The organism is Nocardia jinanensis, from assembly GCF_014645735.1.
Taxonomy (GTDB): domain Bacteria; phylum Actinomycetota; class Actinomycetes; order Mycobacteriales; family Mycobacteriaceae; genus Nocardia; species Nocardia jinanensis.
Genome location: NZ_BMMH01000005.1, coordinates 245576 through 266924, shown reverse-complemented (window position 1 = coordinate 266924; position 21349 = coordinate 245576). Strand labels below are relative to the sequence as shown.

Below are 21349 nucleotides of genomic sequence, written 5' to 3'. Positions count from 1 at the left end.
CGCCGTCACCGGAACGGACGTGCCGGAACCGCTCCCGCATCCTGCCGAGGAAGTCGCGGGGTCCACTTGATGGTAACGTCAGGCCTTTCCCGTTGGCGGTCGGCCGGATCGGCGCGGCGGGCGGTATCATCTCGTGGTCAACTGCGCGGAGCTGGCCCGACTGTGGGAGGAAGTCATCGAAACCACACCTGACGACACCGTCACACACCATCCCGAAGCGGGCGCGGCCGAGCTGGGGGCGAGGGCTCTGCAGACGCGGGAGACGATCATCAATGCCTCGCGCCGACTGTTCCTGGAGAAGGGTTACGCCGGCACCCGGATCAACAACATCACCGACGCCTGTGGGATTTCCCGGGCCGGGTTCTACACATATTTCAAGGACAAGCGCGAAGTCTTCAATCTGCTCGGGGAAGCCGCCTACCACGACTTTCTGGAACTGGTCGGCCGGTGGGACACCTTCCCCACGCCCGCGCCCCGCGGCGAAATCCGGGACTGGGTGTGTGGCTACCTGGCGCTGATGGACAAACACGGGGCGTTCGTGTTCTCCACTGCCCAATCGGCACCGACGGACGACACTTTCATACGATCTGCCCAACGCATCCAGATGCGGGTGGCCTGGATCCTGGGGACCGGCCTGCGCGCGCGGCAGACGGCGCCGACTCCGGCTCCCGAAATACTCGGTCTGATGGTCATCGCCATGCTCGAGCGTTCGTGGTTCTTCGCCGTCGTGCAAGATCTGCCGGTCGATATGGATGAATTCGTCGATACCCTCACCACAGCGATCACGGCAATCCTCGACGGCAAACCCGGCGAAGACCGCTGACGAACATTCTTCAGCCGGCGACCGCCTCGCGAATCAGGCCCGGATCGGTCGCCGGGAGTTCCGTGATGAGCATCGCGGTGAGCCATACGCCCGAATGTCGCGGCAAGTGCGCGGTGTCGTCGTGACTGTCGACGACACCGTCAAGCTGTGACGCCGGGCGGTATCGTCGGCAGAAAGCCGTGATCCGGCCAGTTGAACCAGCCCGACGACGCCCATGTCCCGCCGTCCGGATGAATCGTCGTGCCGGTTACGTAACGGGACAGATCCGAGGCGAGGAACACAACCGTTCCCGAGACGTCGCTGGGAACTCCCGTCCGTCCCATGGGGATCGCGATGCCGGCCGCGGTCGGATCGAGCCCGACCGCCATCCCGCCCACCGTCCCCGTGGTTGCGGCGGACCGGCCGTCTCCGGTCGTGATCCCACCCGGCGTCGTGGGGGTGAGATCGGGGGCGACGTTGTTCACCCTGATGCGCTCCGGAGCCAATTCCACGGCAAGGGAACGGGCCAGGTGGGCGAGACCGGCCTTGGCGGCCGAATAGACGGCGAAGCCGGGCGCGGCGCGGTGAGCTTCGATCGTGGTCAGGTTGACGATGCTGCCGCCACGACCACCTCTGCGAATCAGCGGTACCGCCAGCGAGCAGGAGTGCATGATGTGGACCAGGTTCGTCCGCAACAGTGTGTCCCATCCCTTCGGGGTGGTGTCGGTGAAGTTCGCCCGGAAGGTGCCCCCGACGCAGTGAACGACGGTATCCAGGCGGCCCCATCGCTCGTCGACAGCGCCGTAGAGGCGGGTCAGCACGTCGACGTCGCGAGCATCCCCGGTGATCACGATCAGTTCCGAGAGGTTCCGGCCATATAGCGCGGCCGTGGCCTGCGGGTCGCGATCGACCACGGCGACGCGGACGTCATTGTCGAGAAGATCATCGGTGATCGCCAGTCCGAGACCGCCGGCTCCGCCGACCACTACGGCGACCGTTCCGGGAAGTCCTGACCTGCGAGACCACCACGAGTTCGGCCGGGCGCTCATCGCAGGGCCCGGCGGGGGTGGGAGATCGGCAGAATCGGCGGCTGTCCGGGAATGTGCATATCTGACAGTATCGTCATAACCATTCCCGGTCGAGGGTAGGAGGAGATGATGACGCCAGGTCTCCGTGGTGAGTCCGACGCGCCGACACCGCAGTTGGTGAATTTCCGCGATATCGGAGGGTTGCCGCTACGGAACGCCGGCGCGGTGCGCGCCGGCGTCCTCTATCGCTCCGACGCTCCGATGCCGGGGGATCGGACTCCATCCGGTGTAGCGATATGGCCACCGACGACCGTCATCGATCTGCGCTCCCGCGCGGAGCTCGCACAAGAGCACCCCTTGGTCCGGATGGGGGCTGCGGTCCATCGGTTTCCGCTCTTGGACCGGCTGACAGAGTCGGGCGCGGAGCGTGCCGAACCGCGCTTGGCGCAGGTGTACCGGCGGATCGTCTCCGGGATCGGGGAGGTCGCCGGTCCGCTCCTCGGCGTGCTCGGCCGGGCCCCAGGGCCGGTGTTGATCCACTGTACGGGCGGGAAGGACCGGACCGGAGTCCTCGTGGCCGTGATACTGGGCCTGCTGGGAGTGGAGGCGGAGTCGATCCGGGCGGACTACCGCCGTTCCGCGGTCGCAATGCCCGCCCTGCTCGAACGTCATCGGCACGGGGGCAACCGATATCGGCCCGATGTTCTCGGTGTGCCGGACAGCGCAATCGACGTGGTTTTCTCCACCATCGGTGCCGAGCCGGCGGAGGTGGAGGCATGGCTACGTGGTCACGGGGCGAGCCCGGGCGATATCGCTGCCGTCCGGACGGGCCTGACGGCCGATGCCGGCGACGTCCGGTGAGGAGGTGTCGAACCCGCGAGGGCCTCGCCAGGTTGGATTTAACGAAACTGTCAGATATGGTGGCGAGGTGGCCGGGATCAGCTTTTCGAGGATCCCGGTGTCCTTTCCCAGCGGTCCCGCCTGAATCCTCGGCGATGTGGACGCTGAGCCCATGAGGAGGCTTGCCCGTGACCATCGACCGACCGCAGGGTGAGAACGTCCCGACCGAGGAGTCGGTTCGCGATTGGCTGCGATCCGAACTCGGCGAGGTCGTCCGGATGGAGCAGCAAGCGCGCTGGCGACCCTGCTGGTTCGTCGACGTCGTCCGCGACGGTAAGACCTTGCCGCTCTACGTTCGCGGCCCCCGGGTCGATACCGAACCGCCGTTCACGCTGAACCATGAGATGACCTTCCATCGACTCCTCGAGGATGCCGGGCTCCCCGTGCCCCATGTGCACGGCTCCTCCGACGAGCCGAACTTCTATGTCATGGACCGGATCGACGGCGTATTCGAATTCACCGACAGCACCGATGCCCAGCGACACGCGGTCGTCGACCAGTACTTGCGGGCCCTCGCCCGTCTGCACAGCCTCGACACGCGGCCGTTCGTGGAGGCCGGTATCGCCAAGGCGCCGTCGCCCGACCTGTCCTGGCAGCCGGGCATCGCCGCGTTCGAACGCGCCTACCGATCGACGAAGCAGCGGCCGGACCCCTTGATGGAGTGGGCCCTGGCATGGCTGTTCCGCAATCCACCGGACACCGGCGGCCGGGAAGCTCCGGTGGTGTGGGACTCCGGCCAGTTCCTGCATCGAGACGGCCGCATGCTGACGCTGATGGACCTGGAGCTCGGCCATCTCGGTGATCCGATGATGGATCTCGCCGGCTGGCGCATGCGTGACACCATCATCAACTACGGAGACTTCAACGATCTCTACTCCCGGTACGCCGAGTACCGCGGCGAGCCGGTCGACCTCGACGCGATCCGCTGGCATCATTTCGCGTTCACCCTCAGCAACCAGCTGAGCTTCCACTCGGCGCTGGCGGCGCCGCCTCTCGGGTCGGCATACATGACGAACCTGCAGTGGTGCACCGAGACAAACGTCATGGTCGTCGAAGCGTACGCGGAAAACGCCGGTGTCGAGCTCGAGCGGCTCGATGTGCCGAGTCCCGACATCTCGCCCGCCGCCGCGGCCTTCGGTCACCTCGTCGCGTCTTTGCGCTCCTTTCCGGCGACCGACGACATCAGCAGGTACGAGGCACGGATGGCCTTCCGGCTCGCGCGGCACCTCCAGCGCTTCGACGAGATCGGGCAGAAGGTCGCCGATGCCGATCTCGATGACCTCGAACCTCTGCTCGGGTACCGGCCCGCCGCCTGGCAGGAGGGGGAGGAGGCGCTCGAAAAGTTCGTGGTCGCCGATGGTGGATCACACGATGACGAGCTCCTCCGGTTGTTCAACCGCCGGACCCAGCGCGCGCAGATGCTTCTCGGCCCGGAAGGGTCGGCGATTGTGCAGCACCATCGCGTCCAGGCGTTTCCGCCGCGGTGATTCGCGTGGCAGGGCCCGCGCTGCACTCGGCGCGGGCCCTGCAGCCTGGCTGCATCGTCGGGGCCTTGTGCGACCCGGTCCAGAAAACAATCTGACGATTACGACGAATCCACTTCGGACTGCTGATACTGCAGTTCGAACCCGGTTTTTGGGCTCTCGACGATTCTATACACCTGGTAATTTGACTAAAACGATGACAAAGATCCGCCGGTCTCGGTACCGTTTGCGGCATCGGTTGGCCGCGAAGCGGCCGACTGTCTCCGGCTCGATCTGCCGGCAGCCCGGCTCGATGGATCCGGGACATCACACCACTGTGGAGGACTCTTCGTGACCGAGCGAGGACGGGCCTGCGCGGAGACGTAACGGCAATCCTCGGCCGGTCCGCGGGCAGTGCCACCCGAACCGCCGTTCCGGCGCCACCGGACCGGCCAGCGAGGATGTTATGACGCCTACGGACAGCATGTTCGTGTCCGGATCGGACGAGCGAGAAGGAACCGGCCTCCCCGCGATCTGGCACCAGGTCGAGATCGCTGCCGGACAGCACCCCGAGACGGTTCTGCTGGAGGACCAGCAAGACCGTCGGATGACGGCCGCCGATTTCCGGCGCGCTGTCCTACGGGTCGCCGCCGGGTTCTACGAGCTGGGGGTCGGACCCGGAACCCGGGTGATGTGGCAGTTGCCGACCTCGATCGAGGCAGTGGTCACGTGCCTTGCGTTCCACCGGCTCGGCGCGGTTCAGAACCCGTTGATACCGGTGCTGCGCGAAGCCGAAATCGGCTACTTCCACCGGAAGTTCGGCTCCGTGCTCGCCGTGGTGCCGTCCGAGTGGCGCGGTTTCCGCCATGCCGACGTCGTGCGGTCGTTCGCCGGTGCGGGCACGGTGCTGGAGGTAGACCATCGGACTGCGGGTCCCGGAGAACTCGCCCTCCCGCAGGCCGACCCCGCCCTGCTTCCACCGCCGCGTCCATCGGACGAGCCGCGATGGCTCTACACCACGTCGGGCAGCACGGCACGTCCCAAAGGGGTCTGGCACACCGACGACTCGGTGCTCGCCGCGTCGCGCAGTCTCGACAGCCAGTTCACGATCGGCCCGGACGACATATTCCCGATGGCGTACCCGTTCGCCCACATCGGCGGGATGGTCTGGCTGCTGACGGCGCTCCGGACCGGCGCGCGCCTGGTGCTGTTCGACGTGTTCGACCCCGCGACGACGCCGCAGGCCATGGCCCGTGCGGGCGCCACCCTGCTCGGTAGCGCTACGCCGTTCTTCGCGGCCGCCGTGGCCGCCCAGCGCAAACAGGCCGGCGAGCGGCTGTTCCCCCGCTTGCGGCACTGTATCGGCGGGGGAGCGCCGGTCCACCCGGATCTGCACACCGCCGCCCGCGACGAGTTGGGCGGGGCGGGTGTTTCGAACGGGTACGGCCTCACGGAGTTCCCGAGCATCGGTTATCCCCCAGCCGATGACGACGAAGCGATGCGCATGTCGGCGTGGCGGCCGGGCCAGGGCGTGGAGATCCGGATCGTCGACCCGCAGGGGCGCGATGTCGGTATGGGCGAGGGAGAGCTACGGCTCGCCGGTCCCCAGCGGTGTGCCGGGTACCTCGATCCCGAGACCGACGGCGAACCGTTCGACGAATTCGGCTTCGTGCGGACCGGGGACCTGGCTCGCCGGCACGGTTCGGCCGGGTTGGTCCGCATCACTGGCCGGATCAAAGAGATCATCGTCCGCAACGGCGAGAATATTTCGATGTCCGAGGTGGAGGACGCGCTCGTCGAACACCCGGGCGTCCTGGATGCCGCAGTGGTGGGGCGGGCCGATACGACGCGGGGCGAAATCGTCCACGCTCTGATCGTGGCCGAGCCGGGTACGCTACTCGACCAGCTGACAGTCGATGTCCTGCGTGCGCACTGCCGGGCCCGCGGTCTCGCCCCGTTCAAGGCTCCTGATTCCGTGCAGATCGTGGCTACCCTGCCGCGCAATGCGATGGGGAAGCTCAGCCGCGCCGAACTCGCGCTCCTCGCCGGGGACTCGGCCCCGAGTTGACGATCGGTGACGCGACCTGCCGGTGAGACCGCGAGTCGAAACGTCGTATGCCCCGAGCGAGCTCTGCTCGTCCGGGGCCATATCGGTATGCTCGCCCGCGACAGCAGAGCGGCAGTGATCAGGCCGAGGCCGGCGGCGCAGGTGTCACTGCCCGGAACGCGGACCTTGTTTGCCGGGACGTCCGCACCGACGGCTGGGCGTCGTCCCTATGGGAGGGCCGCGCGCAGGGCCGGCAGCATCTCGTCGGTGACACCCCACAGGTCCGCCGTCGTCGCGCCGCCGTCGACGATCAGTGTCTGTCCGCTGGTCCGGGCCGAGAGATCCGAGCACAGGAACAGCACGGAGCGGGCGATATCGGTTGCGCGCGGTGCGGCGAGCGGGTTGATGCCGTTGACCGCGTACTCGCCGTCGGGCTGATCGAGATTGCCGCTCCCGACGTTTCCCGGAGCGACCGTGTTCGCACGGATGCCATACCTACCCAACTCGTGACCGAAGGTCTTCGCCAGGGAGATCACGCCGGCCTTCGCGGCTCCGTAGGCGGTGTGGAACGCAGCGGCCTGCGTCCCGTCGACGGACGAGAGTGCGACCAGCGAACCGCCGGTCCGCTGGGCGACCATGCGTTTGGCCGCCTCCTGCCACACGAAGAAGACCTGTGTCAGGTTCTCGTGCAGTTGCGCGTTCCAGCTCTCGGGTGTCTCGTCGAGCACCGAGTTCCAGGTGGCGAACCCGACGATGTCGACACATACGTCCACGCCGCCCATTTTCTCCGTTGCCTCGTCGAAGGCCCGTGTCACCTGATCGCGGTCCCGGACATCGGCGACGACTGCGAACGCGGACCCGCCCGACCGCACGATCTCGTCTGCGATCGCGTCCGCACGGCCCGGATCGATGTCGACGCAGGCGACGGTGGCTCCGGCCTCGGCCAATGCCAGCGCGGTGAACCGCCCGTGGCCGGCCCGGTCGGGTATGTATCCCGCGCCGGTCACGACGGCCCGTTTGCCCTGCAATCCAAGATCAGGCATCTACCGATCCTCTCCATCGCCATTAGAAATGTGACTTCGTTATTACGAATACGAATCCGCTAACTGATAATGCGCACGGCCTGTGCGGTTCTGTCAAGGGCGCGGCCCCGCGGTGGGTTGTCGGTCGCCCCCAGTGTCAGGCGAAGCATCGGTTTCGTAATAACGAAATCTGGAGCGAAATAACAGATATCGCTGCGGGATTGCGTGTGTGTCCTTCATCATGGCTAGTTGAGAGCGACGTCTCTATCGAGGTGAGCCACGACCGCCCGTCCGGCCACCCGAAGCGATGCGGGCCGCCCCGGACCTTCGCTCTCAGCAGTCAGCGGACGTCACCCGCTCGACCGGTGCCGGTGCTCGAGCGCCGGGGTGAGCCGACGGGAACCGGGGAGAGCGGTGATCACCGCGCATATCGAGAGGACGACTCATGGTCGACGACGACTTCCTGAACAAGGCGCTGCACGGTGCCGAGCTCGGAGCGCTGCGGATCGCGCTCTACCAGGCCACCGGCGATCCGGAGATCGCCGGGATCCCGCTGGAGGAGAAGTCGGTCCGAGGGGGCGCGGGTGCACTTCCGGTCGTCCCGCAGGCGTACCACGCACGGCTGAAGGCGGCCGCGGCCCGGTTCCTGCGCGAGGAAGCCGGCAATTTCGTGCCGCGAGTTCCTGATGCGGACGAGATCGACAGGCTGATCCGGATGGCCCACCTGGAACCGGTGTCCGCCGCGGCCCTCGCCGCTCGGCGCGATCTGCTGGCGTTCGACGAGTACACCCGCCAGACGAAGCCGCCGGCAGGTGGGGTGCGAGTCCCTGACGGGTTCCAGGTGATCGTCGTGGGCGCCGGGTTCAGTGGTATCGCGATGGGGGTCCAGCTGGGATTGCTCGGGATCCCCTATACGGTGCTCGAGCGCAGGAGCGAGGCCGGCGGGGTATGGAGCGTCAACACGTATCCCGACGCCCGGGTCGACACACTCAGTGCCACATACCAGTTCTCGTTCGAAAAGAACCACCGGTGGACCGAACACTTCGCACGCCAGGGCGAGGTGCGCAGCTACCTGGAGACCGTGGCGCACAAGCACGGTGTGTACGAGCACATCAGGTTCGAACACGACGTGGTGCGGGCGGAGTGGTACGACCAGGAAGCGGAGTGGGAGCTGACTGTCCGGACCAGCGACGGCAGTGAAAGGTCGATGCGCGCGGGCGTGGTGGTCAGCGCGGCCGGGCTGTTCGCGCTGCCTCGTGCGCTCGATCTTCCGGGGGCCGGCGAGTTCCGCGGGGAGATCGTCCACACTACGGCCTGGCAGGCCGACCGATCGGTCGAAGGCCGGCGGGTCGCGGTCATCGGCAACGGCTCTACCGGCGTGCAGTTGCTCGGCGCGGTCGCCCGCGAAGCCGACCACGTCTCGGTGTTCCAGCGCACTCCACAATGGATAAGCCCCCGCGAGAAGTACGGGGAGCCGCTCGGCGCGGAGGAGCAGTGGTTGCTCCACGCCATGCCGTACTACTGGAACTGGAGCCGCTACACCGCGGTGGTGCCGTTGCTCGATGCCTATGATCTCCTCGTGCCGGACCCGGAGTGGATCGCCTCCGGAGGAAAAGTCAACCAGCGCAACGATATGCTCCGCGACATTCTCGTCGGGTACATGCGGGCGCAGCTCGGCGACCGGCAGGATCTCCTGGACGCGCTCACCCCCGACTACGCGCCCATCGCCCGCCGTCCCGTGGTCGACAACGGCTGGTACAAGGCGCTCACCCGCGACAACGTCGAGCTCGTGACCACGCCCATCGAATGCCTGACCCCGGACGGGATCCGGACCACCGACGGGCGGGATCACCCCCTGGACCTCATCATCGCGGCGATCGGGTTCGAGACCGACCGCTACCTGTGGTCGACCGAGTACCTGGGTCGCAGCGACTCGCTGCACGAGCACTGGGCCGAGAGCGGGGCGGAGGCCTTCTTGGGCATGGCGGTTCCCGGGTTTCCGAATATGTTCATCCTGTACGGCCCGAACTCGCAGCCGGTCGCGGGAGCGAACACCCTGCCGATGTGGTTCGAGGTGTGGTCGAGCTACATCGCCCAGTGCCTGCTCGCCATGTTCGACGAGGGGGCGCGGCGAATCGAGGTCCGCAAGGATGTCTGCGACGAGTACAACGATCGGCTCCAGCGCCGCGCTGCGGAACTGGTTTACCTGTCCGGGGAGGGCGTGCCCGGCTCGAACTACTACGTCAACTCACACGGCAAACTCGGTGTCAACGCCCCGTGGGACTTCGAGGAATACCACGAGCAGTGCATTCGACCGGACCTGGACCACTTCATCCTGTCCTGACAGTCGTGCACGGTCCTCGCGGTGGAAACCGTTTCCCCGCATGGCCGTCCAGGTTTGCTCGGCCGCCACGGGTCATGCCTTCCCGCGGTGCGCCGGACGCGCGAACCCACCCCCTGAGCCGGCGGCGTGGCCGGCGCGGCCCCGCCCCACGATCGAACCGGCGACCGCAGAGCACCCGAGTGGAGACATATCGTGAATACCGGCCCCACGTCCGCAAGAGTCGCCCGTCGACGAGCTGCGCTGGCGACAATCTTCGGATGTACCGTCGAAGCCTATGACTTCACGGTTTTCACCTACCTGGTAATCTTCGTCGCCCCGGCGTTCTTTCCCGACGGGGATCCCGCGGCGGCGGTCCTGTCGACCCTGCTGGTCTTCGCGGCGGGCTTTGTCGCGCGGCCGCTGGGCGGAATCTTCTTCGGACGCCTGGGCGATCGTATCGGCCGTCGGCGAACCCTGCTGATCACTATCGTGTTGATGGGCGTGAGCAGTGTCGTGATGGGAATGCTCCCCACCTACTCGGTGGTCGGCATCGCGGCGCCGATCCTGCTCGTGGTGGCCAGGCTACTGCAGGGTTTTTCCGCGGGCGGCGAGCTGTCCGGCGCCTCGGTGTACGCCGCAGAGCACGGGACGTCGGACAACGCCGGACGGTTCAATACCCTGCAGCCCATCGGTTTCTCCCTCGGCGCGGCGCTCGCCCCTCTGGTCGTGGGAATCACCGCCTCGGTACTGGGCACCGAGACCATGACGCAGTGGGGCTGGCGGGTCCCGCTGTTGCTCGTCCTTCCGCTCACCCTGGTCTGCCTCGCCTTGCGCACGCGCGTCGCGGAGTCACCTGCCTTCGCGGCGCTGACGGAACAGCAGGCCGGCTCCGCCGCCCCTCTTCGCGAGGTCTTCGCCCGGTACCGCGGCGCGGTCCTCCAGTGCATCTGCCTCGCGCTGGTCAACGGGCTGATCGCCTATCTGCTGATCGCCTACCTGCCGGTATATATCAACGGGGCCGGACATCTCGAGCCAGGGCCGGTTTCGTTGATCTTCGCGGGCGTCGGCGCTGTCACCATCCCGCTGATCTTCGTCTCCGGTGCGCTCGTCGACCGGGTCGGTCCCAAGCGCCTGCTCTGCACTGTCCTCGTCGTGGTGGTGGTCCTCATCGTGCCGGCCATGGCGGTGCTCCGTAACTCCTCGAGCATCGTCGGCGTCGCCCTGACGGTGCTCGTCCTGCTGGTGTTCACCCAGATGATCGCCCCGCCGGTGCTGGCGACATCGACGGGTTTGTTCCCGACCCGCATCCGGTACAGCGGCGTTGCCGTCGGCTACATGGTGGGATCGGTGCTGGGCAGCGGTTTCGGGCCCTACGCCGCCGCGAAACTCGCTGCCTCCACCGGCAACCCCTACGCCCCCGCGCTGCTCGTGGTCGCCGCCGCTGTTCTCGGCTGCGTCGTCATCGTCGTCGCGAAGCCCCGCTATGTGGATATCGCCGGCGAGGAAGCGAAGACAGCGGGGAGTCCGTCAGGGAAAGGGGGCGAGGCTCTGAGCATCTGATCCCGGGATATGGCCGATCAGGCCTGCGGACTGTCACGACGTCATATCGAAAGCGAATTCGCAGATCGGCCGGCGCTGCGGGTATCGTGCGATCGTCCGTATTCCGCGACCCCGCCGAGCGTTCGGCGGCTGAGTGAGGTGTCCTGTGCCGACCCCATCGGCGAGATCGGCGGTACGTGCCGTCGCGGTTCTCGACTACTTCACGACTCATCCCGGGCGGTCGTTCACGCTGTCGGAGCTGTCGGACGAGGTGGGTGCGAGTCCGTCGTCGCTCACCTCGGTCCTCCAAGCCCTGACCGACGCCGGCTACCTCATCCGGCACCGGCGGCACAAGACCTACGAATTGGGACCGGCTCTGGTGGCTGTGGGGCGGGCGGCGTGTGCCCGCCACCCGGTGGTCGACCTCGCTCGTCCCGAGCTGGAGCGGCTGGCGGACCGGCACAATGCCGATTGTCTCGGCAGCGTCCTCGTCGCCGACGAGATTTTGCTGCTCGTCGTGGCGGGCCGGGCATCGCGGAACACCCGGGGGCTTGCACCGGGGCACCGCGTTCCGCTGGTGCCCCCCTTCGGTGAGATCTGGCTCGCCTACAGCTCGATGGACGCGGTGCGCCGATGGCTGGCGCGCGGGCTGTCGGAAGACTCGGCGGGGGACCGGGGACGCAGGACGGATGAACTGAAGGAGACCGAGCAGCATCTGCACGACGCGCTGCGGCGGATACGGGAACGGGGATTCGCCGTCAAACTCTCCAACCCGCGCCTCGACGAGATCGAAGCGGAGATACTCGGTCGAAATACCCACGGTGACCTCCGAGAGCGCGTCGCACGGATAGCGGCCACGCTCGACTCGTACGATCTGCTCGGCGAGAGTCCGGACGAGACCTACCTGCCGAAGATGATCATCGCGCCGGTGTTCGGTCCGGATACCAGCGTCGAATTCGCGATCACGCTGACGGGCCTGAATGCGGCGACCGGGGCGGAGATCGAGAGCATGGCCTCTTCCGTCGTCGAGACGGGGCTGTCCTTGACGAGGGCCATCGGCGGTCGGGTCCCCGCCGGCGATTGGGTGTACGACGCCTCCTGAGAGGTCGTCGCCCGGCGCGGCACGTGCCGCGTTCGAGCCGTGTGAACGGGTTTCCCGGACCGGGCGGTGCTCGCCCCTACATGTCCTGGTGAGCGGTGAACGCCCATGGCGGCTGCTGTGGGTCCGAGCGGCCGGAACGGCTGCCCTTCGTCTGATCGACCGACGGCCGCCCGGTCGGGGCCGACGGTTGTCAGCGTGTGCCGGATCGGCGTTTCGCCGTCGATCGGCCTGATCCGGCCCGAACTTCTGGTTCCCGTCGTCATCCCGGGCTCGCCCTGCCCGCGGTGCGACCCGTTCTCCGAGTCACCCGAGATTTCGTGGGTAGTTTCGCAATTACGAAACAAGCGTGTATTTGACGGAGTATATTCCGGTATCGCGTACCGGTTGGCAGGACGGCCGGTGCTGGAAGACATATCGAGGTGATCTCATGCAGGTGGATTCGAAGTCCGAAATGCTCGGTGCCGAGGCTGGACGTGCGGCATGACCCGCGGTCCGGCCGCTACCCCGGAGTTGGCTGCGCGGCGGGCCGTCGCGCAGGCGGGCGCCGCAGCGGTGCCCCCGCCGGGTGTCCAGGTTTCGGACAAGGCCTTGGGCGGGGTCCCCGTCATGGCCGTTCGGCCGGACAGCGCGACGGGTGACGACCGGAGCATGCTCTGGTTCCACGGCGGGGGGTATCGGATGGGCTCCGCGCGAGCCTTCACTGCCTGGAACTGCGCTCTTGCGGTGGCCGGCGGCTGTGAGGTTCTATCGGTGGACTACCGTCTCGCACCCGAGCGGCCTTACCCCGAGGCGTTGATCGACGCCGTACTGGCATACACCGCGTTGCTCGACTCGGGGCGCCGCGTGCTCGTCGGCGGAGAGTCCGCCGGAGCCGGGCTCGCCGCGGCTCTGATGCTCGCTGCCGCGGACCGCGGGCTGGCCGCGCCCGTGGCCGCGGTGCTCTGCTCGCCCTGGCTCGACCTGAGCAACAGTGCCGCCTCGTTCACGGACAATGCGGGTACGGACGAAATCTTTTCCCGGCAGTCGGCGGACCAGGCGGCCGCGATATATCTCGGGGGCCACCCGGCGACCGACCCCTACGTCTCGCCGCTGTGGGGGGAGTGGACGGCCGCCGGCCCACCGATCCTGGTCCAGGCAAGCCGCGACGAAAGCCTGCGGGACGACGCGGTCAGGTTCGGTGACATCGCATCCACCGCACGGATCCAACTCTTCGACGGACTCCCACACGTATGGCATCTGGGCTACCCGCAGGCACCGGGGTCCGTCGAGGCGGTCGAGGGCATCGTGCGGTTCCTCGACGAGTTCGCAGCGCCGGCACGGTTGGCAGAGTCGGCGGGAGCGCCGGGAATCAGGGGAAACCGATGACAACGAAAAACACGGTTCCAGCACCGCAGGCCTTCGGTTTGAGCGGGCGGACGGCGGTCGTCACCGGAGCGGCGAGTGGGATCGGCCGCGAGACCGCGGTCGTCTTCGCCGAGGCCGGGGCCGACGTGATACTTGCCGACCGCGACCTTTCCGGCTTGAAGGAGACCGAGGAGCGGGTTGCCGGCGCCGGTCGCTCGACGTTGATCAGAACACTCGACGTATGCGACCGCGGCCAGGTCGAGGACCTGGCCGACGCTGCCGCCGCCGAGGCCGGCGGCTTCGATATCTGGGCCAACGTCGCCGGCGTTATCGCCTACTTCACCCTGGATGAAGCAGAGGAGGCCGAGGTCCGCCGGATCACGGACGTCAACCTGTTCGGCGTCTACTGGGGCGTGGCGGCAGCCGGCCGGCGGATGGCGCAGCGGGGGCGGGGATCGATCGTCAACGTCGCCTCCACCGGAGGTGAGATCGCGGTGCCGCGCCTGTCGGTCTACGGCATGACAAAGGCCGCGGTCATTCACTTGACGAAGACGGCAGCCGCCGAGTACGGGCCCTCGGGTGTCCGGGTGAACGCGGTGGCCCCGGGCTTCGTGGACACCCCGATGGTGGCGGCGAACTACATTGCCGACGACGGGTCGGTGGACGAGGACGCGCACGCGCACCTTATCGCCGAACGCGCCCGTCTCGCCGCACTCGGCACCATCGGCACTCCGCGTGACATCGCGCTCGCCCTGCTCTACCTCGCCTCGGACGCCTCGTCGTTCATGACCGGGCAGACACTGCGGCCCAACGGTGGCACGACCATGAGCTGACGGTCGAGGCGGTGGCAGCCGTCCGGCGAACGCCCCGGTCCCCTTCGCGGCAACTCATACATCCTCGATTTCACGTCAACGACGACGAGAGGACAACAACAGTGACCACCAGTGATCTTCGCTCCACCGGTGCTCCGGACAGGGCCAACAACTGGTACCGCTGGGGTGTCGACGACGAGCGCGGCGCGCTGAACCTGCTCGGCCCCGACACCGTCCGCCGGGCAGCCGCCGCGATCACCTCCGGCCGCGTCTACAGCCTCGGTATCCCGATTCAGTCGCGAGACGTGCCGTTGATCGAATACCGCGGAACTCCGATGCGCCTCACCTTGCAGGATTCCACCGACGAGGGCACGGCGCCGCCGGAGTTCGGCTGCGCGCCCGGTACGGGGTCGCACGAGGATGTGCTCATCATGGCGTCGCATACGACGAGCCATATGGACGCGTTGATCCACGTCTACCACGAGTACCAGCACTACAACGGGACCGGCTACCAGGCGATGCAGGCCACGGCCGGTGCCACGAAACTCGGCATCGACAAGGTCGGGGCGGTCGCCGCGCGCGGCGTGCTCCTCGACATGGTCGGCTACTTCGGCTGCGCCGAGGACTGGATCACGCCCGGTCGCGTCCTCACCGCGAACGACCTGCAGGGCGCAGCACGTAAGCAGAGCGTCGAGATCGGAGCGGGGGATGCCGTCCTGATCCGTACCGGATATCTGCAGTACTGGCTGGAGAATCGCCCCGGGCCCGAAGCGATCGGCCAGCCGGGTATCGGCCTCGATGCGGCATCGTGGCTCGCCGCCCAGGACGTCGTCCTGGTGGGCAGTGACAACGCCGCTGTCGAGGTCATCCCGTTCGACCGGGGCGATTTCCTCGGGGTGCACAAGACCCTGCTGGTGGACCACGGCATCTATCTGATCGAGTACCTCGATCTCGCCGCCCCGGCTCGCGCCGGTGATTACCTGGGTCTGTTCACTGTCGGCCCGCTGAAGGTCACCGGGGCGACGGGCAGCCCCGTCAACCCGATCTTCGTGACCTGACCCTTCGATCCGGCTGTACCGACGGGCCCTCGACGTCGACGTCCGGCTGCCAGCGCCTCTTTCGCTGCTGCGAACGAACCTCGCGGACCGTCCCGTCGCTGATCTGGGTGGTCGAGCGGTCCGGGATCGCAGACCACACCCTCGGCTCTTCGTGCGGGGCCGCGGGACCGAATATTTGCACGACAACGCTGGTGCGCAGCTATCGGGAACCGCCGTACTCGCGCACTGTCGACTCGATGAGGAGTACGTAATGGGAGATCGATTGCACGGCAAGGTCGCCCTCGTGACCGGCGCCGCTCGAGGCCTCGGCGAGGCCCAGGCACGGCTGTTCGCCGAACAGGGAGCAGTCGTGGTGCTGACGGACGTCGATATGGATCGCGGTTCCGCTGTCGCGGTGGAGCTCGGCGCATCGGCGACTTTCCGCCGGCTCGACGTCCGGCGGGCCGAGGACTGGGCGGCCGTCGTCCGAGAATGCACCGGCACGTATGGAGGCGTGGACGTGCTGGTCAACAACGCGGGAACCGGGACCATCCCCGGACCGATCGAGCATGAGACGACCGAGAACCACTTGCTATTGGTCGATCTCAATCTCAGCGGTGTCTGGCGCGGCATCCGGGCCGTCATCCCCGCCATGCGGAAACGGGGCGGCGGCTCGATCGTCAACATCAGCTCCATCGATGGTCTCGTCGGTGTGGCCGGGATGGCCACCTACGCGGCAACGAAGTTCGCAGTCACCGGGCTCACCCGGACCACAGCCCTCGAACTCGGACGCCACGGTATCCGGGTGAATTCCGTGCATCCGGGCATCATGCAGACGCCGTTGGTCGAAGGAGCCTCGGAGGCCGTTCGCAAGGCGCTGCAGGACCTGGTCGGTCTTCAGCCGATCGCCCGGCTCGGCCGCCCCATCGAGGTCGCGCAGGCCGCCCTCTTCCTTGCCTCCGACGAGAGCTCGTACTGCACCGGAGCCGGCATCGTCGTCGACGGCGGCCACCTCGCCGGGCCGCATCGGCCCGGGTTCGATACGGCGTGACCGCCCGCGCGCGAAGACACCCGGCCGACAGCGTTGCCACCTCGCCCTGCCCGTCCGGATCGGGGCGCGACAATCCCCCGAAGTCCGTGGCCGGCCTTCGGGGGAGGGTCGTGCTGACAGGTCAGCTGGTTGCGCTATCGGTCCGTGCCGACATTCTGGCTCCGATAGCCGGCTGCTTCGTAGAAGCCCGGCCAGCCGTTGTGTTCACGTGCGGATCTGCGTAATTCGCTCCAGACAGAGGGGCGCCTGTCGGTGATGTCGATATCGAACTTCGTGGCGTGCCGGAACTCCAAGACCGTCACGCCTTCGGGGCCGGCGCGGTAGCCGTACCGAGCCCCTCGGGGTACAGAGGGCACCTCCCGCCATGAGCGCGAATTCCTCGGGCGGGATCGAATCCACGACTTCCTCGGGATAGCCCGGAAAGTCCATGATCTGCGACAGATCGACGACCGGCTCGCCGGTGAATATCCGGAACTCTGCCCGGGTCCCCTGCCCTGTCGGCCCGGGTTCGGGGGCGGTCGCGTCATTGCCGGCTGTTTCATGCGGCTCGGACATGTGCGTTCTCCTCGACCACGAGCAGTTCCTACTGGCGGATTCTTCCGACGACCGTCCCGACCTCGTAGGTCGTCTCGATCTCGCCCACGATTTCGAGGGTCCCCGTGCCCGGTGATTCGATCTCGGTTTCGGTCTTGTCTGTGGCCAGGTTGTAGATCGGCTCGCCCTCGGTGACCGACGCCCCGTCCTCCACCAGCCACTCGGTGATCTCGCCTTCCGTCATGGTCACGCCGAGTTGTGGGATCTTGATTTCCACGGTCACTGTCCTTGTTCCTGAAGTAGGTGCGATTTCGGTAGGGGATTATCGAGTGCTCGCTAGGCGAGCGTGCGGACGGCCGCGGCGATCTTGTCGGGGCCGGGAAGATAGGCCTGCTCGAGCGTTCCGGCATAGGGCACCGGGGTGTTCGGCGCCGTTACTCGCAGCACCGGGCCGGCGAGCTCGCCGAAAAGCTCTTCTTGAACAGTGGCGGCCAATTCGGCGCCGAAACCGCCGCGCCGCACCGCTTCGTGGACGATCACAGCCCGCTTGGTCTTGGCCACCGAAGCCAGGATGGTGGGCAGGTCGAGCGGCTGGATCGTTCGGAGGTCGATCACCTCGACGTCGATTCCTTCGCCGGCGAGGGTCTGCGCCGCCGTGAGGCTGTCGAGAACCTGCCTGCCGTAGGTGAGGATGGTGACATCGCTGCCCGGGCGAGCAATGGCAGCCCGGCCCAGTGGTACTCGGTAATCCCCCTCGGGGACCTCGCCCTTCGCGGCGAAGTACAGCCCGGTCATTTCCACGAAGACGCACGGGTCGTCGTCGAAGATGGCGGAGAGGAGCAGTCCCTTGGCGTCGGCGGGGTTGCTGGGCACGATGACTTTGAGGCCGGCCGCATGCGCCAGAGGTGCCTCGAGCATATCGGAGTGCTGGGCGCCGAATCCGCCGCCGGTGCCGGTGGCGGTGCGGACGGTCAGTGGCACCGGGGTGCGCCCGCCGGACATGTAGCGCATTTTGGCGGCGTGGTTGATCAACTGGTCCGCGCAGACGTGCACGAAGTTCATCAGCATGATTTCGGCGACCGGGCGCAGGCCGGTCATCGCCGCACCGATCGCCGCGCCCATGATCGCCTGCTCGGAGATCGGGGTGGCGCGTACACGAGCCGATCCGTACTTGGTTTCCAGGCCCTTGTGCACGCCGAACCCGCCCCCGCCGGGGTCCATGATGTCCTCGCCGAGCGCGAAGACACTGTCGTCGAGTTCCATCGCGGTGTGCAGTGCCTCGTTGATCGCTTGGACGAAGAGCAGATTCTTCGTCGCGACGGTGGTGCGCTCATCCTGGATGGTCATGCGATCGCCTCCTCGGCGTACACGTCGGTGGTCAGTGCGGACGGGTCCGGCCAAGGTGCGTTGAGCGCGAATTCGGCGGCGTCGGCGATCTCGGCGGCCGCCTCCTCATCGATCGTGTCGAGTTGCGCCGCGGTGGCGGTGCCCTCGGCGATCAACTGTTCTCGGTACCGCAGCACGGGATCGGCGGCAATGGCGGCCGACAACTCCTCTTTGGGGATGTAGACCTGCTGGTCGCCGATCACGTGACCGTTGAACCGGTAGGTCAGCGCCTCGACGAGAGTAGGGCCGTCGCCACGGCGTGCGCGCTCGACTGCGTCACCGGCAACCCGGTACGTCGCGATCGGGTCGTTGCCGTCGACGGTGACACCGGGCATCGAGTAGGCGGCGGCGCGGTCGGCGATGCGGTCGATGGAGGTGCCGTCGGCGAGTGGGGTGTACTCGGCGTACAGGTTGTTCTGGCAGACGAAGACCACCGGCAGTTTCCAGACCGAGGCCAGGTTGAGGGATTCGTGGAAGGCGCCGATATTGGAGGCGCCGTCACCGAAGTTGACCACGGTGACCTGGTCGGTTCCGCGCATCGCGGCGGACAGGGCGATGCCGTTCGCGATGGGCAGGCCGGAACCTACGACACCGGTGGTCACCATCAGGCCGTGCTCCGGGGAGGTGACGTGCATCGGCCCGCCCTTCCCGCCGCAGGTGCCGGCGGCCTTACCGAGGAATTCGGCCCACAATTCGCGCAGTGGTACACCTTTCGCGATCTGATCGTGCAGACCGCGATAGATGGTGACGACGTAGTCGTCGGGGCGCAGATGAGCCGCGACCGAGACAGCGGCGAACTCCTGGCCGCGCGGCGAGTAGTACATGCCGCCGATGGCGCCGCTTTTCATCAACGACAGATACTTCTCGTCGAAGAGTTTGATCCGGGTCGCCGTGCGGTAGAGCGCGACCTGGGTGTCGGCGTCGGGGACCGGCGTGGTCGGGGTCATGACCTCTCCTGGGTTTCGATGGTGGTTGACGTCGATACGCCGGCGGCGTGTTCACCGGCCCGGCGACCGGAGAACACGGCGTCGGCGAGCGATAAGCCCGAGACGTAACTGTTGCTGCAGAGGCCGACGGCGGAACGACCGGCCGCATAGAGCCCGCGAATCGTCTCGCCGTTCTCCCGGACGACCTGGCCGGTCGCTTCGTCGACGACCAGGCCGCCGAGGGTGATGAACTTGAACGGGTAGGTGACGGAGACATCGGGCGACAGATCGACGGCGTAGAACGGGCCTTCATCGAGCCGATGCCGGACCTCGTCCTTCTTCCCGAAAGCGTCGGGGCGGCCCTGATCGATATCCGAATTGTATTGTGCGGCAGTCGCTGTCAAACCCTCCGCGGAGACGCCGATCGCAGCGGCCAGCTCGGTCAGCGTAGCGGCCTTCGAGTGCCCGGCCGGGCCGAAAACATATGCCAGCTGCGGTACGTGGAAGAAGGCTGCCTGGGTGCGTGTTTGACTGCGGGCAAGTCGCCAGGTCGCGGAGTCGACGATCAGGAAGGCCCGCGCCTGGTGTTCCTCCACCATGGGCGTCGTCATCGTTGCCCCGTAGAGCTGTTCGTTGGCGAATCGAACACCGTCGCCGTCGACGACGATGCCCTCCAGAAAACCTGACGGTGGTGCGATGAACCGCCATCCCGACATCGACCCCAATTTGGCTGTGCGGGCCTCGACCTGGGCGCCGAGCCGGAGTGCCGTACCGTCGTCACCGACGGTCCCCAGCGCGTCGATCGCCGACCAGGCCGGTGCGTACTGGTCCACCAGTGCTCGGTTGAAGCCGAACCCGCCGGCCGAGAGGATGACGCCCGCTCGAGCGTGCGCCCGGTGCGCCGTGGCGCGCTTACGGCGATCACGCTCGACGATCCGGTTCAGTCGTATTCCTGACGAGTTGTGCCAGACCTGCAGCTTCTCCGCCAACTTGGTGAGCTTTTCGAAACCTCGGCCCGGCATACGGTCCGGTGCGGGTGCGTGGAATTCGACGCCGACGATCGCATCACCGTCGACGATGAGGCCGGACACCTCGGCGAGGGGGCGAAAGGTCACGCCCTTCCGGAGGGCGGAGTCCCGCAGCCGCTCGAAGAAGGTCGCACCCGAGAAGTTCTTCGCTCGTACGCGGTGGCCTCGGGGCGCCGGCTCGGCGATATCCGAAAAGCCGGCGGCCAATTCGTTGCCGGAATAGTAGAGGTAGTGCCGGTTGGTGGGATAGGAGGTCTTGTAGGGGCAGACGCTGCCTTCGAACTCGAGCCCCTGTGCCTCGAGCCACTCGATCATCGCCGGGCTGGTGTCGACGAACCGGCGCAGCGTCTCCTCGGTGACCGCGTCACCGATCTCTTTGCGCAGGTACGCGTACATATTGTCGGCACTGTCGGGGACGCCCGCCGCCCGCTGGGTGCCGGTCCCGCCGCCGGCGTAGACCACTCCACCGGAGTGATAGGTGGACCCACCGCCATAGGACCGGTCGAGGACGAGCACGGAGGCGCCGGCGTCGGCGGCGGCGATGGCCGCGCAGGCTCCGGCGCCACCGAAACCGACGACGATCACGTCGTAGGTGGTGTCGTCCTTTCCTGCCGCACGATCTTGCGTTGTCACATTTGCCTCGAATCCACCAGTGTTCTCATTCATTTCGATCACCGTTCGCTTCGGGATCGGTCTGCCTCTTCGCGCCGCGCTTGTCCACGGTCACCGGGCCGAGCACCGTCATCCGGCAAGCGATCCGGGTGTCGCGTATCGCGGATCGGCGGCGACGACTGGCCATCTGCTGGAGCAGGTCCCGCTCCTCGGGCTCGACGGGCCCGGCGTTCTGGTGCCCGTCGAGGATCTTCAGCGCGCACGCCGTGCAGCGCGCCTGGCCGAAGCAGACGGTCGGCCATGTCACTCCCGCCGCGAGCGCGGTCTCGAATATCGTCTGACCGGGCGCGACGTCGAGATCGATGCCGGCGGGTTCCACCCGTACCTGTGCCA

General features: G+C 67.1%; 18 protein-coding genes. 11 read left to right on the top strand and 7 right to left on the bottom strand.

What is annotated here, in order from left to right; genetic code table 11:
* The first annotated feature begins 133 nt into the window (after positions 1–133).
* The gene (locus IEY68_RS14570) at positions 134–823 is read left to right on the top strand and encodes a TetR/AcrR family transcriptional regulator (protein ID WP_062997589.1); all 690 of its coding nucleotides are present in this window, start codon (positions 134–136) and stop codon (positions 821–823) included.
* A gap of 140 nt (positions 824–963) precedes the next feature.
* Here the strand turns inward: IEY68_RS14570 and IEY68_RS14565 are convergent, their stop codons facing one another.
* The gene (locus IEY68_RS14565; protein WP_229718781.1) at positions 964–1788 is read right to left on the bottom strand and encodes an SDR family NAD(P)-dependent oxidoreductase; all 825 of its coding nucleotides are present in this window, start codon (positions 1786–1788) and stop codon (positions 964–966) included.
* A 171-nt stretch (positions 1789–1959) separates the two neighbouring features.
* On the opposite strand from IEY68_RS14565, the gene IEY68_RS14560 reads away from it, so the two are divergent.
* From IEY68_RS14560 to IEY68_RS14550, 3 genes are all read left to right on the top strand, one after another.
* Complete coding sequence (locus IEY68_RS14560; RefSeq protein ID WP_063916264.1) at positions 1960–2691, top strand: tyrosine-protein phosphatase; 732 nt, start codon at positions 1960–1962, stop codon at positions 2689–2691.
* Between the two features lie 167 nt (positions 2692–2858).
* Positions 2859–4217, top strand: coding sequence for a phosphotransferase family protein (locus IEY68_RS14555; protein ID WP_229718780.1), 1359 nt, complete (start codon positions 2859–2861; stop codon positions 4215–4217).
* 442 nt (positions 4218–4659) lie between these two features.
* Positions 4660–6261 (top strand): class I adenylate-forming enzyme family protein, encoded by a 1602-nt coding sequence (locus tag IEY68_RS14550; protein WP_189094279.1) that lies wholly within the window; start codon positions 4660–4662, stop codon positions 6259–6261.
* Between the two features lie 206 nt (positions 6262–6467).
* Here the strand turns inward: IEY68_RS14550 and IEY68_RS14545 are convergent, their stop codons facing one another.
* Complete coding sequence (locus IEY68_RS14545; RefSeq protein WP_062997597.1) at positions 6468–7283, bottom strand: SDR family NAD(P)-dependent oxidoreductase; 816 nt, start codon at positions 7281–7283, stop codon at positions 6468–6470.
* A 424-nt stretch (positions 7284–7707) separates the two neighbouring features.
* Here IEY68_RS14545 and IEY68_RS14540 point away from each other — a divergent pair, with 424 nt between their 5' ends.
* The 7 genes from IEY68_RS14540 (at position 7708) to IEY68_RS14510 (ending at position 16470) form a co-directional block, all read left to right on the top strand.
* Complete coding sequence (locus tag IEY68_RS14540) at positions 7708–9606, top strand: flavin-containing monooxygenase (protein WP_062997599.1); 1899 nt, start codon at positions 7708–7710, stop codon at positions 9604–9606.
* Between the two features lie 192 nt (positions 9607–9798).
* Positions 9799–11145 (top strand): MFS transporter, encoded by a 1347-nt coding sequence (locus IEY68_RS14535; RefSeq protein ID WP_189094278.1) that lies wholly within the window; start codon positions 9799–9801, stop codon positions 11143–11145.
* A 145-nt stretch (positions 11146–11290) separates the two neighbouring features.
* Positions 11291–12226, top strand: coding sequence for an IclR family transcriptional regulator (locus IEY68_RS14530; RefSeq protein ID WP_062997603.1), 936 nt, complete (start codon positions 11291–11293; stop codon positions 12224–12226).
* A 480-nt stretch (positions 12227–12706) separates the two neighbouring features.
* Positions 12707–13591 carry an alpha/beta hydrolase fold domain-containing protein gene (locus IEY68_RS14525; RefSeq protein ID WP_062997605.1) on the top strand — a complete coding sequence of 295 codons (885 nt, stop codon included), beginning with the start codon at positions 12707–12709 and terminating at the stop codon, positions 13589–13591.
* Complete coding sequence (locus IEY68_RS14520) at positions 13588–14403, top strand: SDR family NAD(P)-dependent oxidoreductase (protein ID WP_063916248.1); 816 nt, start codon at positions 13588–13590, stop codon at positions 14401–14403. The genes IEY68_RS14525 and IEY68_RS14520 overlap by 4 nt, the downstream gene beginning before the upstream one ends.
* A 101-nt stretch (positions 14404–14504) precedes the next feature.
* Positions 14505–15440 (top strand): cyclase family protein, encoded by a 936-nt coding sequence (locus IEY68_RS14515; protein WP_062997609.1) that lies wholly within the window; start codon positions 14505–14507, stop codon positions 15438–15440.
* A gap of 250 nt (positions 15441–15690) precedes the next feature.
* On the top strand, positions 15691–16470 hold the full coding sequence (locus IEY68_RS14510; RefSeq protein WP_062997611.1) for an SDR family NAD(P)-dependent oxidoreductase: 780 nt from the start codon (positions 15691–15693) through the stop codon (positions 16468–16470).
* A gap of 583 nt (positions 16471–17053) precedes the next feature.
* Here IEY68_RS14510 and IEY68_RS14505 read toward each other — a convergent pair.
* Genes IEY68_RS14505 through IEY68_RS14485 form a run of 5 tightly spaced genes read right to left on the bottom strand, consistent with a single transcriptional unit; the run spans position 17054 to position 21335 of the window.
* A complete protein-coding gene (locus IEY68_RS14505; protein ID WP_189094277.1) occupies positions 17054–17287 on the bottom strand; it encodes a biotin/lipoyl-containing protein in 234 nt (77 codons plus the stop codon).
* Positions 17288–17340: 53 nt separating this feature from the next.
* Positions 17341–18351, bottom strand: a complete 1011-nt coding sequence (locus IEY68_RS14500; protein ID WP_062997613.1) for an alpha-ketoacid dehydrogenase subunit beta — start codon at positions 18349–18351, stop codon at positions 17341–17343.
* A complete protein-coding gene (locus IEY68_RS14495) occupies positions 18348–19337 on the bottom strand; it encodes a thiamine pyrophosphate-dependent dehydrogenase E1 component subunit alpha (RefSeq protein WP_062997615.1) in 990 nt (329 codons plus the stop codon). The genes IEY68_RS14500 and IEY68_RS14495 overlap by 4 nt, the downstream gene beginning before the upstream one ends.
* Positions 19334–20977, bottom strand: coding sequence for an FAD-binding protein (locus IEY68_RS14490; RefSeq protein WP_062997617.1), 1644 nt, complete (start codon positions 20975–20977; stop codon positions 19334–19336). Before IEY68_RS14490 ends, IEY68_RS14495 begins: the two co-directional genes overlap by 4 nt.
* Positions 20978–21002: 25 nt before the next feature.
* Positions 21003–21335, bottom strand: coding sequence for a 2Fe-2S iron-sulfur cluster-binding protein (locus IEY68_RS14485; protein ID WP_229718779.1), 333 nt, complete (start codon positions 21333–21335; stop codon positions 21003–21005).
* Positions 21336–21349: the final 14 nt, after the last annotated feature.

Excerpts from the sequence above, each read along its gene's own strand:
- IEY68_RS14540 (WP_062997599.1), top strand. The coding sequence starts at position 7,708 with ATGGTCGACGACGACTTCCTGAACAAGGCGCTGCACGGTGCCGAGCTC.
- IEY68_RS14560 (WP_063916264.1), top strand. The coding sequence starts at position 1,960 with ATGACGCCAGGTCTCCGTGGTGAGTCCGACGCGCCGACACCGCAGTTG.
- IEY68_RS14545 (WP_062997597.1), bottom strand. The coding sequence starts at position 7,283 with ATGCCTGATCTTGGATTGCAGGGCAAACGGGCCGTCGTGACCGGCGCG.
- IEY68_RS14495 (WP_062997615.1), bottom strand. The coding sequence starts at position 19,337 with ATGACCCCGACCACGCCGGTCCCCGACGCCGACACCCAGGTCGCGCTC.
- IEY68_RS14520 (WP_063916248.1), top strand. The coding sequence starts at position 13,588 with ATGACAACGAAAAACACGGTTCCAGCACCGCAGGCCTTCGGTTTGAGC.
- IEY68_RS14500 (WP_062997613.1), bottom strand. The coding sequence starts at position 18,351 with ATGACCATCCAGGATGAGCGCACCACCGTCGCGACGAAGAATCTGCTC.
- IEY68_RS14550 (WP_189094279.1), top strand. The coding sequence starts at position 4,660 with ATGACGCCTACGGACAGCATGTTCGTGTCCGGATCGGACGAGCGAGAA.
- IEY68_RS14525 (WP_062997605.1), top strand. The coding sequence starts at position 12,707 with ATGACCCGCGGTCCGGCCGCTACCCCGGAGTTGGCTGCGCGGCGGGCC.
- IEY68_RS14510 (WP_062997611.1), top strand. The coding sequence starts at position 15,691 with ATGGGAGATCGATTGCACGGCAAGGTCGCCCTCGTGACCGGCGCCGCT.